This window comes from Shewanella sp. FeAMO (assembly GCF_053653955.1).
The window spans coordinates 4465509-4480482 of the sequence record NZ_CM132201.1 but is presented as its reverse complement, the minus strand read 5'-3'; the positions used below and the strand labels follow the sequence as shown (position 1 = coordinate 4480482).

Here is a 14974-nt window from a genome sequence, read left to right as displayed (position 1 = left end):
TTTTATATGATTAATTCTAGTATCAGCCATGCTAGCCCATATTGCGAATTGCAATATGGGCTAGCATTCAAACAACAGAGCTTTTAAAACACTGAATCCAGCGTTTTTTGCTCATCCAGCCCACTGGAGCTGGTTTGACTGACATAGGAGGAACCAGGGTTACCCGATTGAGTGTCGACAATCAGAGGGCCATCGCCACTGTTCCCCAGTAAGCCATTGATAATGTCGCTTTCATCACTGCCGTATGTCGCAAACAGGTCGACACCGTCGAGCACTATGTGCTGATCGAATTCACCATCCAGATCTGCATCGATCGAGATAGTGGTATTGCCATCAGCAACACTGAATTCGAAATATTGCTCCAGTGAGTTGTGCTCTTCACCCAACAGCAGATCACTGAGGTTCAGCTGATCTTTGTTGAGCTCAAAGTCAGTGATATGGTCGGTGCCGGTTTCACCCGCTTTCCAGCTGAAGGTATCTACGCCTTGGCCACCGGTGAGCCAATCATCACCATTGCCGCCAACCAGCAGGTCGTTGCCATTACCACCGAACAGCATGTCATTACCATTGCCGCCGTAGAGTTCATCATTACCGCCTTGGCCAAACAGAATATCGCTTCCGTCACCGCCGCGGATGATATCACCCTTGTCGTTGGCGCTTGACTTATCAAAGAGGTTTGAATGCTCGCTGATATAGTTGTGAATTTCAGCATCGGTCACATCACTTTGGCCCAACTCGCCGGCAATAAAGGCTTTGAGCGCGTTGTAACCCTGACCTTGAATACCATCAAAGCGAATCACGTCACCGAAGATGATGTCGTTACCCGCACCGCCATCCAAGGTATCTGAGCCAGGCATATTGGTGATTTCATTGCCGAGAATAGCGTCGGCAAGTTCATCGGCATCGATGTTGGTCTGGACGTTGCCATCTGTATCGTAAGACTGCAGGTCATCCTCATCGATATTGGAGCCCATTCCTATGGCTTCAACCGTGACACCCAGGCCAGAGAGTAGAGCAAAACCAGCTTCGGAATTCGCCGTAGTGTCCGAATTGGTACTGCTGCCGGTACCAGCCAAGGCATAGTAATCATAGTTACCTTGGGCATCGGGTCGCATGGCTCCAACAGGGCTTCTGCTCACGTTGTTAAAGTCTTCTACACTGAACACGTTACCGCTTTCGTCAATTACCACATGTCCGTTAACGGTATAGACTTGGCCGAATACGTAGGCTGCGCCAATGACTTGTGACAAGCTACGATCATTACCACTCCACCACGTGTCGTAGATCTTCGGGTTCCCACCGGCATTGGCGTTGTAGTAAGTTGGTTTGCCGTCAGTGATAAAGAAGGCCAGGTTAGTGGCACCGCTATTATCTTGAGCATCGCCATTGGCGAACCAGTTGGCTGTGGTGGTGAAGACATCCTCATAGTTGGTGCCGCCACCGCTGCTCATGTCATTCAGGGCATTCTGAAGAGTGCTCAATGCATTGGGGTCATTGAGATCTACACTGATGCTGCCCTTGGCATGAGTATCAAAATCGACCAAGAATATTTTCACGGTGCCGCTTTGCTCACCACCTGCACTGTCTTTGAGAGTTTCAAATACCTGTGCCAACTGGGACTTCATGGTATTAAGTGTGCTGGTGTTGATACTCCCCGAGCTATCGACCATAAAGGCGATATTGTAATCCTGCCCGGGAACCACGACTGTGCCATCCAGGTCGCCGATAACGATATCTTCGGCGTTACCCAAATTGACCGTTTGATCGCCTGGACCCGCTTCAGTGACCTGATAGTTAAATACAGGCACCACCGCAATATTGCCGGTGTAAGAGTCACCATCGGCATCGGTTACCGTTACTGCAAAGTCCAGGTCGCCGTCTTCGGTGCCCTGCATGGTCTGGTACTGATAGAAGTCCCAGTGGCCTGTACCAGGGGTGAATTCCAGCTTAAAGACCAAGTCGCCCGAGTCTGTTTGGCCCAGCAAAGTATTGCCTGAAAGGGTCACTTCAACGGCTTCCCCGCTGGCGGTAACCAGGGACGTGTCGGTCACACCTGCCAATGCAAGGCTGCCTTGGCCATCAGCGCCCCATTGGGCCGTTACTTCACCGGAAGCATAGGCGATTGCCGGGGCATTGCCTGTACCAGTGAATTCTATCGAGGAAATCGTGAAGTCACTGTTGTCTCCATGGCTGGGGGCTGTGCTGTTGTCGGTTGCCTTGATAACAACTCTATCAAAGCCACCATCCTGCACGTTAAAGTCAGCCGCATAGTCACCGTTACCGGCATCAGAGCTGAAGGTTTGGGTCGATATAAGTTGGCCATCACGCCAGAACTCAACCACACCGCTTTCAAGCTCACCTCCGAAGATGTTGGCAAACTCTATCTTCATGCCGAACGCCAGGGTGTTGGGATCCAGATCTATGATGACTTCTTCAGAAACGCCGGTGCCATCAGCAAATTCACGGAAATCTACTTCGTTGGCTATGTTGTGGTATGGCGAGCCAACACTGGCAACCCCTATGCCTGAACTGCTGCCGTTAATATTTGCCGAGGTCAGAGTGTGGTCGGTAGATGAGGTAAAACCTCTGGCAGTGATGGTGAAACCATTAAAGTCCAGTTCCCCTCTATTACCTGTGTAACCGGTCAGATCGAAGGCGCCTATGAGAGTATCCGGAATATCGGTTACCGTAGCCGTTACCGGAGCTGTATCAGGCATGTAAGGCGCATCATCTTCGACACTGACCACGAAGCTACCGGAGACAGTACCGCCATTGCCGTCATTAACACTGACACCAAATGTCAGATCTTTAACATCTTCAATGCTGGTATCAGGGTGATCTATTGGTCCCAACAGATTGACCTGATAGTCCCAATCACCACTGCCATTACCCGCTGGCGGTGTCAGTACCACAGTCATTACTGCAAGGTTACCTACAGAGCCTGTCAGGGTGTGAGTCGCAACGTCCCACTGCCAGGTAACAGCCTGGCCACCTGAGGTGATACCACTTGGTGGTGTCAGGCTAACAGTCAGTGCATCACCATCCACATCCTGAAGCTGGATAGTGCCATTTGCAGTGGCACTGTCAGTGGTATCACTGCTGCCGTTTGAATCCGGCAGGCCATTGGTCAAGCCTTCCTCAGAGACAACAGCATTGGTAGTGGTAACGATAGTCGGTGCGTCGTTGACACTGTTGACCTTGATGGTCAGGGTCGCAGTATCACCATTGTTGGTCACATAGGTGATAACGGGCACAGTACCGTTCCAGTTGGCTTCCGGAGTAAAGGTATAACTACCATCCAGATTGATAACCAGAGTGCCACCCTCAACTGTGACATCTTCTCCTGCGATGTAGACCTGGCTATCCCCGGCTACGGTAAAGCTGGCCAGTTCAATGTCTTGGCCATCGCTGAACTCACCTGTGTCATTGTCAAAAATGTTGCCGGTTGCCAGCTGATCTTCATTGATTTCTTGGTAATCATCCACTGCAGCCGTGTACTTCTCGACTTTAACGTCCAGAGTCGATACTGCGGTTTGGTTGTTGTTATCTGTACCAACAATCTCAATACCTGAAATCTTCAGAGAGTCGACATCTATGTTATGGGGGAGATTCCCTATCAGCTCAGCGTTGACTATGATATTGCCTTCACTGCCTGCCGCTATGGCAGACCAATCCAGACTGATCTTCAATACGTCTTTATTTGGACCATTACCCGGCATTGAAGCTATTAGGTACTCACCCTCAAGGCGCCAGCTCAATGGGAAGTTTTCTCTTATCCCTTCCACTGTAATACCGCTGAAGTCACCATTTTGATAGTTGAAGCCGAAGTCTGAAAGTTCACTGTCACCAGCCTTGAAGCGCAGTGACTGTTGATCGGTATCCAGGTTGTCATCCTGCAAACCAAATTCATCCAGACTGGCCAGTGCATAGGAGGTAATAGCGACTGGAGCGCCTCCTGGAGCATCCAGGTGAATATCCAGATTGCCGTTGGTCTGATCGCCGTCACTGTCAGTGACCACTACACCAAAGTCCAGATCCAGAGGCTCTGTGGAGCTGACGATCTCCTGAGCGGTTGTGCCGGTCAGTTGGAACTTGGCACCGTCAGGCGTTACAGCACTCAGCTCGATATAGGCGATAGCGCCCAAATCACTGATAACTTCGTTGGGGCCGATTTCGCCTTCACCCAGCAGTTGACCGTTGGCATCATAGGCCTTGTAGTGCACCAGCACAGGGTCGTTATTACCGACGTTGAAGTTAAAGCTGGCACTGGCTACTGTGTCTGCATAGTCAACGATAAGGGTCTCACCACCTGAAACCCAAGGGTTAGCCACCCCAAAGCCGTTGTCTGTACCATTGACATCGGCCAAGTCTCCGTTGCCATCACGGCCGTAAAGCGTGAAAGCAACTTCGGCATCAGAGGGCACTTTGCTTGGATCGTTGTATATGTTGTAGGCACCGGTAGCGTTGTCATAAGTGACATACACGGTACCGCTGATGCCTCCTTTACCTCCGTCCAACGCGCCAATGTCTATCTCTTCCAGCTTGTCTATGCTCTGCAATATATCGAGCTGATAGCTGTCGCTGTTTGGATCTGTGTTGAGGGTAAAGATCAGCGTCTGATCAGGGTTAGACGCATCATAGGCCGTAGCAGGGCTTTCATCGCTTGTATAAGCGAACAGTTGATCCGGGTTGTTTGGATCGACAAAGAAGAAGACTGTTTTGCCTCCGGCCGTGATATCAGAAGCACCAAAGTAGGTTTGAGAACCAGCATCCCAGCCGTTTACGTTGCCGCTGAGATCGGCACTATAGTCTTTATCTGCTCCTGATGTGTTCATGACCCCAGTATAGGTGCCAACAGTGTTGACCCCATCCAAGATAGGTTCAACATCGACAACAGGTGAGTCGTCTTCAACTGTAACCTGGAATGAACTTGAGTCTGTCGCTCCTGAACCATCCGCGACATCAATGCCAAAGTTCAAATTGAGCACATCTTCAACATTGGCTACAGGATGATCCAGCGGAGCATGCAGTGTGACCTCATAACCCCAAGTACCACTGCTGTTACCCGCAGGAGCCGTGAGCGATATGGTCATCACCACAGTTGAACCGGCAGAGCCTGTCAAAGTCTGAGTACTGGCATCCCAACTCCAGGTTACATCGACGCCTCCGGAGGTTATACCTGATGGGCCGCTAAGCGTAACTTCCAGCTCATCGTTGTCAGGATCTTGCAGCTCAATGGTACCGTTGGCTATCACGGCATCTGTTGTATCTGTGTCGCCTACATCATCCGGCGCACCATCGGTCAGCCCCTCTTCAGATACGGCAACATTGGTGATGTTACCTATGCTTGGTGGGTTCTGGGCATCGAGAATAGTGGTGTCGGCGCTGTTGTTGGCACCAATGCTGGCATCGGCACCGCTGACACTGTTAATGGTGACGGTGAAGTCTTCAGCGCCTTCATAGATACCGTCGTTAATGGTGCTGATATCCAGCGGCACACTGGTGCTGCCGGCGGGAATGGTGACACTGGCAACGCCGGTGAAGTCGCTGCCGTCCTCGGCCACGCCGGAGTAGGTGAAGTTGACTACCACATCCTCGTCGGCCACCTGGTCGATGCTGACGGTGAAGGCGGCGGTTTCACCCTCGGTGACGCTGCTTTGATCGGCGACGATGCCGACCACGGGCGCATCCTGGGCGTCGAGAATAGTGGTGTCGGCGCTGTTGTTGGCACCAATGCCGGCATCGGCACCGCTGACACTGTTAATGGTGACGGTGAAGTCTTCAGCGCCTTCATAGATACCGTCGTTAATGGTGCTGATATCCAGCGGCACACTGGTGCTGCCGGCGGGAATGGTGACACTGGCAACGCCGGTGAAGTCGCTGCCGTCCTCGGCCACGCCGGAGTAGGTGAAGTTGACTACCACATCCTCGTCGGCCACCTGGTCGATGCTGACGGTGAAGGCGGCGGTTTCACCCTCGGTGACGCTGCTTTGATCGGCGACAATGCCGACCACAGGCGCATCCTGGGCATCGAGAATAGTGGTGTCGGCGCTGTTGTTGGCACCAATGCCGGCATCGGCTCCGCTGACACTGTCGATGGTGACGGTGAAGTCTTCGGCGCCTTCATAGATACCGTCGTTAATGGTGCTGATATCCAGCGGCACACTGGTGCTGCCGGCCGGAATGGTGACACTGGCAACGCCGGTGAAGTCGCTGCCGTCCTCGGCCACGCCGGAGTAGGTGAAGTTGACTACCACATCCTCGTCGGCCACCTGGTCGATGCTGACGGTGAAGGCGGCAGTCTCACCCTCGGTGACGCTGCTTTGATCGGCGACGATGCCGACCACAGGCGCATCCTGGGCGTCGAGAATAGTGGTGTCGGCGCTGTTGTTGGCACCAATGCCGGCATCGGCACCGCTGACACTGTCGATGGTGACGGTGAAGTCTTCGGCGCCTTCATAGATACCGTCGTTAATGGTGCTGATATCCAGCGGCACACTGGTGCTGCCGGCGGGAATGGTGACACTGGCAACGCCGGTGAAGTCGCTGCCGTCCTCGGCCACGCCGGAGTAGGTGAAGTTGACTACCACATCCTCGTCGGCCACCTGGTCGATGCTGACGGTGAAGGCGGCGGTTTCACCCTCGGTGACGCTGCTTTGATCGGCGACAATGCCGACCACAGGCGCATCCTGGGCATCGAGAATAGTGGTGTCGGCGCTGTTGTTGGCACCAATGCCGGCATCGGCACCGCTGACACTGTCGATGGTGACGGTGAAGTCTTCGGCGCCTTCATAGATACCGTCGTTAATGGTGCTGATATCCAGCGGCACACTGGTGCTGCCGGCGGGAATGGTGACACTGGCGACGCCGGTGAAGTCGCTGCCGTCCTCGGCCACGCCGGAGTAGGTGAAGTTGACTACCACATCCTCGTCGGCCACCTGGTCGATGCTGACGGTGAAGGCGGCAGTCTCACCCTCGGTGACACTGCTTTGATCGGCGACGATGCCGACCACAGGCGCATCCTGGGCATCGAGAATGGTGGTGTCGGCGCTGTTGTTGGCACCAATGCCGGCATCGGCACCGCTGACACTGTTAATGGTGACGGTGAAGTCTTCGGCGCCTTCATAGATACCGTCGTTAATGGTGCTGATATCCAGCGGCACACTGGTGCTGCCGGCCGGAATGGTGACACTGGCGACGCCGGTGAAGTCGCTGCCGTCCTCGGCCACGCCGGAGTAGGTGAAGTTGACTACCACATCCTCGTCGGCCACCTGGTCGATGCTGACGGTGAAGGCGGCAGTCTCACCCTCGGTGACACTGCTTTGATCGGCGACGATGCCGACCACAGGCGCATCCTGGGCATCGAGAATGGTGGTGTCGGCGCTGTTGTTGGCACCAATGCCGGCATCGGCACCGCTGACACTGTTAATGGTGACGGTGAAGTCTTCGGCGCCTTCATAGATACCGTCGTTAATGGTGCTGATATCCAGCGGCACACTGGTGCTGCCGGCCGGAATGGTGACACTGGCGACGCCGGTGAAGTCGCTGCCGTCCTCGGCCACGCCGGAGTAGGTGAAGTTGACTACCACATCCTCGTCGGCCACCTGGTCGATGCTGACGGTGAAGGCGGCAGTCTCACCCTCGGTGACGCTGCTTTGATCGGCGACGATGCCGACCACAGGCGCATCCTGGGCATCGAGAATGGTGGTGTCGGCGCTGCTCTCGGTAGGACTGATAGTCGCATCGGCACCGCTGACACTGTTAATGGTGACGGTGAAGTCTTCGGCGCCTTCATAGATACCGTCGTTAATGGTGCTGATATCCAGCGGCACACTGGTGCTGCCGGCGGGAATGGTGACACTGGCAACGCCGGTGAAGTCGCTGCCGTCCTCGGCCACGCCGGAGTAGGTGAAGTTGACCACCACATCCTCGTCGGCGACCTGGTCGATGCTGACGGTGAAGGCGGCGGTTTCACCCTCGGTGACGCTGCTTTGATCGGCGACGATGCCGACCACAGGCGCATCCTGGGCATCAAGAATGGTGGTGTCGGCGCTGTTGTTGGCACCAATGCTGGCATCGGCACCGCTGACACTGTTAATGGTGACGGTGAAGTCTTCGGCGCCTTCATAGATACCGTCGTTAATGGTGCTGATATCCAGCGGCACACTGGTGCTGCCGGCGGGAATGGTGACGCTGGCGACGCCGGTGAAGTCGGTACCGTCCTCGGCCACGCCGGAGTAGGTGAAGTTGACCACCACATCCTCGTCGGCGACCTGGTCGATGCTGACGGTGAAGGCGGCGGTTTCACCCTCGGTGACGCTGCTTTGATCGGCGACGATGCCGACCACAGGCGCATCCTGGGCATCGAGAATGGTGGTGTCGGCGCTGCTCTCGGTAGGACTGATAGTCGCATCGGCACCGCTGACACTGTTAATGGTGACGGTGAAGTCTTCGGCGCCTTCATAGATACCGTCGTTAATGGTGCTGATATCCAGCGGCACACTGGTGCTGCCGGCGGGAATGGTGACACTGGCAACGCCGGTGAAGTCGCTGCCGTCCTCGGCCACGCCGGAGTAGGTGAAGTTGACCACCACATCCTCGTCGGCGACCTGGTCGATGCTGACGGTGAAGGCGGCGGTTTCACCCTCGGTGACGCTGCTTTGATCGGCGACGATGCCGACCACAGGCGCATCCTGGGCATCAAGAATGGTGGTGTCGGCGCTGTTGTTGGCACCAATGCCGGCATCGGCACCGCTGACACTGTTAATGGTGACGGTGAAGTCTTCGGCGCCTTCATAGATACCGTCGTTAATGGTGCTGATATCCAGCGGCACACTGGTGCTGCCGGCGGGAATGGTGACACTGGCAACGCCGGTGAAGTCGCTGCCGTCCTCGGCCACGCCGGAGTAGGTGAAGTTGACTACCACATCCTCGTCGGCGACCTGGTCGATGCTGACGGTGAAGGCGGCGGTTTCACCCTCGGTGACGCTGCTTTGATCGGCGACGATGCCGACCACAGGCGCATCCTGGGCATCGAGAATGGTGGTGTCGGCGCTGCTCTCGGTAGGACTGATAGTCGCATCGGCACCGCTGACACTGTTAATGGTGACGGTGAAGTCTTCGGCGCCTTCATAGATACCGTCGTTAATGGTGCTGATATCCAGCGGCACACTGGTGCTGCCGGCGGGAATGGTGACGCTGGCAACGCCGGTGAAGTCGCTGCCGTCCTCGGCCACGCCGGAGTAGGTGAAGTTGACTACCACATCCTCGTCGGCGACCTGGTCGATGCTGACGGTGAAGGCGGCGGTTTCACCCTCGGTGACGCTGCTTTGATCGGCGACGATGCCGACCACAGGCGCATCCTGGGCATCGAGAATAGTGGTGTCGGCGCTGTTGTTGGCACCAATGCTGGCATCGGCACCGCTGACACTGTTAATGGTGACGGTGAAGTCTTCGGCGCCTTCATAGATACCGTCGTTAATGGTGCTGATATCCAGCGGCACACTGGTGCTGCCGGCGGGAATGGTGACACTGGCAACGCCGGTGAAGTCGGTGCCGTCCTCGGCCACGCCGGAGTAGGTGAAGTTGACTACCACATCCTCGTCGGCGACCTGGTCGATGCTGACGGTGAAGGCGGCGGTTTCACCCTCGGTGACGCTGCTTTGATCGGCGACGATGCCGACCACAGGCGCATCCTGGGCATCGAGAATGGTGGTGTCGGCGCTGCTCTCGGTAGGACTGATAGTCGCATCGGCACCGCTGACACTGTTAATGGTGACGGTGAAGTCTTCGGCGCCTTCATAGATACCGTCGTTAATGGTGCTGATATCCAGCGGCACACTGGTGCTGCCGGCGGGAATGGTGACGCTGGCAACGCCGGTGAAGTCGCTGCCGTCCTCGGCCACGCCGGAGTAGGTGAAGTTGACTACCACATCCTCGTCGGCGACCTGGTCGATGCTGACGGTGAAGGCGGCGGTTTCACCCTCGGTGACGCTGCTTTGATCGGCGACGATGCCGACCACAGGCGCATCCTGGGCATCGAGAATAGTGGTGTCGGCGCTGTTGTTGGCACCAATGCCGGCATCGGCACCGCTGACACTGTCGATGGTGACGGTGAAGTCTTCGGCGCCTTCATAGATACCGTCGTTAATGGTGCTGATATCCAGCGGCACACTGGTGCTGCCGGCGGGAATGGTGACGCTGGCAACGCCGGTGAAGTCGCTGCCGTCCTCGGCCACGCCGGAGTAGGTGAAGTTGACCACCACATCCTCGTCGGCGACCTGGTCGATGCTGACGGTGAAGGCGGCGGTTTCACCCTCGGTGACGCTGCTTTGATCGGCGACGATGCCGACCACAGGCGCATCCTGGGCATCGAGAATGGTGGTGTCGGCGCTGTTGTTGGCACCAATGCCGGCATCGGCACCGCTGACACTGTCGATGGTGACGGTGAAGTCTTCGGCGCCTTCATAGATACCGTCGTTAATGGTGCTGATATCCAGCGGCACACTGGTGCTGCCGGCGGGAATGGTGACGCTGGCAACGCCGGTGAAGTCGCTGCCGTCCTCGGCCACGCCGGAGTAGGTGAAGTTGACCACCACATCCTCGTCGGCGACCTGGTCGATGCTGACGGTGAAGGCGGCGGTTTCACCCTCGGTGACGCTGCTTTGATCGGCGACGATGCCGACCACAGGCGCATCCTGGGCATCGAGAATAGTGGTGTCGGCGCTGTTGTTGGCACCAATGCCGGCATCGGCACCGCTGACACTGTTAATGGTGACGGTGAAGTCTTCGGCGCCTTCATAGATACCGTCGTTAATGGTGCTGATATCCAGCGGCACACTGGTGCTGCCGGCGGGAATGGTGACACTGGCAACGCCGGTGAAGTCGCTGCCGTCCTCGGCCACGCCGGAGTAGGTGAAGTTGACTACCACATCCTCGTCGGCGACCTGGTCGATGCTGACGGTGAAGGCGGCGGTTTCACCCTCGGTGACGCTGCTTTGATCGGCGACGATGCCGACCACAGGCGCATCCTGGGCATCGAGAATGGTGGTGTCGGCGCTGCTCTCGGTAGGACTGATAGTCGCATCGGCACCGCTGACACTGTTAATGGTGACGGTGAAGTCTTCGGCGCCTTCATAGATACCGTCGTTAATGGTGCTGATATCCAGCGGCACACTGGTGCTGCCGGCGGGAATGGTGACGCTGGCAACGCCGGTGAAGTCGCTGCCGTCCTCGGCCACGCCGGAGTAGGTGAAGTTGACTACCACATCCTCGTCGGCGACCTGGTCGATGCTGACGGTGAAGGCGGCGGTTTCACCCTCGGTGACGCTGCTTTGATCGGCGACGATGCCGACCACAGGCGCATCCTGGGCATCGAGAATAGTGGTGTCGGCGCTGTTGTTGGCACCAATGCCGGCATCGGCACCGCTGACACTGTCGATGGTGACGGTGAAGTCTTCGGCGCCTTCATAGATACCGTCGTTAATGGTGCTGATATCCAGCGGCACACTGGTGCTGCCGGCGGGAATGGTGACGCTGGCGACGCCGGTGAAGTCGGTACCGTCCTCGGCCACGCCGGAGTAGGTGAAGTTGACCACCACATCCTCGTCGGCGACCTGGTCGATGCTGACGGTGAAGGCGGCGGTTTCACCCTCGGTGACGCTGCTTTGATCGGCGACGATGCCGACCACAGGCGCATCCTGGGCATCGAGAATGGTGGTGTCGGCGCTGTTGTTGGCACCAATGCCGGCATCGGCACCGCTGACACTGTCGATGGTGACGGTGAAGTCTTCGGCGCCTTCATAGATACCGTCGTTAATGGTGCTGATATCCAGCGGCACACTGGTGCTGCCGGCGGGAATGGTGACACTGGCAACGCCGGTGAAGTCGCTGCCGTCCTCGGCCACGCCGGAGTAGGTGAAGTTGACCACCACATCCTCGTCGGCCACCTGGTCGATGCTGACGGTGAAGGCGGCAGTCTCACCCTCGGTGACGCTGCTTTGATCGGCGACGATGCCGACCACAGGCGCATCCTGGGCATCGAGAATGGTGGTGTCGGCGCTGTTGTTGGCACCAATGCCGGCATCGGCACCGCTGACACTGTCGATGGTGACGGTGAAGTCTTCGGCGCCTTCATAGATACCGTCGTTAATGGTGCTGATATCCAGCGGCACACTGGTGCTGCCGGCGGGAATGGTGACACTGGCAACGCCGGTGAAGTCGCTGCCGTCCTCGGCCACGCCGGAGTAGGTGAAGTTGACCACCACATCCTCGTCGGCCACCTGGTCGATGCTGACGGTGAAGGCGGCAGTCTCACCCTCGGTGACGCTGCTTTGATCGGCGACGATGCCGACCACAGGCGCATCCTGGGCATCGAGAATGGTGGTGTCGGCGCTGTTGTTGGCACCAATGCCGGCATCGGCACCGCTGACACTGTCGATGGTGACGGTGAAGTCTTCGGCGCCTTCATAGATACCGTCGTTAATGGTGCTGATATCCAGCGGCACACTGGTGCTGCCGGCGGGAATGGTGACACTGGCGACGCCGGTGAAGTCGCTGCCGTCCTCGGCCACGCCGGAGTAGGTGAAGTTGACTACCACATCCTCGTCGGCCACCTGGTCGATGCTGACGGTGAAGGCGGCAGTCTCACCCTCGGTGACACTGCTTTGATCGGCGACGATGCCGACCACAGGCGCATCCTGGGCATCGAGAATGGTGGTGTCGGCGCTGTTGTTGGCACCAATGCCGGCATCGGCTCCGCTGACACTGTCGATGGTGACGGTGAAGTCTTCGGCGCCTTCATAGATACCGTCGTTAATGGTGCTGATATCCAGCGGCACACTGGTGCTGCCGGCGGGAATGGTGACACTGGCGACGCCGGTGAAGTCAGTGCCGTCCTCGGCCACGCCGGAGTAGGTGAAGTTGACTACCACATCCTCGTCGGCGACCTGGTCGATGCTGACGGTGAAGGCGGCAGTCTCACCCTCGGTGACGCTGCTTTGCTCGGCGACGATGCCGACCACAGGCGCATCCTGGGCATCGAGAATGGTGGTGTCGGCGCTGTTGTTGCTGCCTATCTCCAGTTGTTCAAGGCTATTATCAACGTCAGTAACACCACTTATGGTGACGCTTAGATTTTCGCTATTTTCATAGACACCATCGTTAATGGTATTAACCGTAAAGCTTTGCTGGCTATCACCGGTAATGGTCACGCTTGGAGGTAAATTATCAACATCTGCCGCAGATGCTGAACCACCCCAATCAAGCGCAACGCTAACCGAAGCGCCACTAGGAAGGGTTACCGGGTTACCGTTGGCATCGACCAAAGTCACTGTATAAGTGATTTCACCACCTTCAGCGACACTGGATTTGTCTACGCTGATCTGGGCAAAAACTGTGTCGGTAGTGTCATTTACCAGTGTGGAAGCTGTGTCACTGGTATCCAGGTTTTCAAAATTACCACCTTGTGCACTATCTATACCTACGGTCAGAGTTTCCGCATCAACAAATACATCATCTGTCGGTGCATCAACGGTCACGGTGCCGGAGGTCTGACCGGCCGCAATGGTGATGCTGGCGCCGTTGGACAGGGTCAGTACCAGGTCGGTTTCGGGGGCATTATTGACCGTGGCGGTATAGCTGATCTGGCCGCCTTCATTCACTTCAGCCGGGGCAGTCAGGGTGACCGTGGTGGTATCTATGGTGTCATTGACCTGAGTATCGACACTGTTGCCGAGGTCCAGGTTTTCATAGTTGCCGCCCTGGGCACCGGTGACATTGACCGTGAGGGTTTCACCGTCCTGATAGACATCATCCGTCGGTGCATCAACGGTCACGGTGCCGGAGGTCTGACCGGCCGCAATGGTGATGCTGGCGCCGTTGGACAGGGTCAGTACCAGGTCAGTTTCAGGGGCATTATTGACCGTGGCGGTATAGCTGATCTGGCCGCCTTCATTCACTTCAGCCGGGGCAGTCAGGGTGACCGTGGTGGTATCTATGGTGTCATTGACCTGAGTATCGACACTATTGCCGAGGTCCAGGTTTTCGTAGTTGCCGCCCTGGGACTCAGTGACACCGACATTCAGTACTTCAGTGTCCAAGTAGACATCATCGCTGGGGGCGTCGACGGTAACGCTGCCTGAAGTTTGGCCAACAGGGATCACTATAGTTGCGCCGTTGGACAAGGTCAGAACCAAATCACTTTCCAGAGGAGCATTGTCTACAACAGCAGTGTAGGTAATGCTGCCACCCTCGTTGACTTGGGTTGGCGCCAACAAGGTTACAGTGCTGGGAGCAACTTGAGTCAACTCGAAGGTGTTTTGTGACAAGCCATCTTGCAGTGTAATGGCATCAGCTTCGACGCCCGCTGAATCGTAGCCACTGGCAGCCAGAGTTTCTGCCCCACTTCTTGCCAAGGAAACAAAGCCGGACGTCCCCTCATTCCCTTGAGCTCCACCGGCAGCAGTATCAGGCAATGAAGCGGTTGGATCTTCTCCCGCAGCGATAAGGGCCTGTAGCTGAGCAATTTCAGAATCTGTTGCAGAATCGGCACTTTGCAACGCTTCCTGAGGGACTTCAGCTTCACTTCCAAGACTGTTTCCGTCACTGAGCAAGAGCTCTATTTGTGCATCATTATCGACAAAAACTTCGCTTCCCTGCGCGACGAAGTCGCCCTGTTGTAGTGGCACTTGCTGGCCATTTGACATGACATAAGCCTTGCCATTCAAAGTCTTAACTTGACCATCTTGTGTAGTGATAAGTGCTTTCATGTCCCGCCCCCGGCGCTTGCAATATCCGTATCAGTGAAGTTGCAGCCCAATAGGTTTGGGTTGCAAGTTGGCAAATAGTGTAAATCTCTTGGATGCGATTTTAGATTAATTAGTTTCAAAGGTCAATTTTTTGACGCTACTTGTAATTTTATTAATATGCTGATTTAAAAGGAGTATTTTTTGTTGTTGATTAATAAAAAAACAGG

The 14974-nt window shown here is 56.2% G+C and carries 1 protein-coding gene; it reads right to left on the bottom strand.

Going from position 1 to position 14974, the window contains the following annotated elements:
* Positions 1 to 83: 83 nt before the first annotated feature.
* On the bottom strand, positions 84 to 14768 hold the full coding sequence (locus ACWAU4_RS19995) for a Calx-beta domain-containing protein (RefSeq protein WP_454290363.1): 14685 nt from the start codon (positions 14766 to 14768) through the stop codon (positions 84 to 86).
* Positions 14769 to 14974 lie beyond the last annotated feature (206 nt).

What these genes read in the sequence shown, in the direction of transcription:
- ACWAU4_RS19995 (WP_454290363.1), bottom strand. Translation starts at nt 14,768, where the DNA reads ATGAAAGCACTTATCACTACACAAGATGGTCAAGTTAAGACTTTGAAT.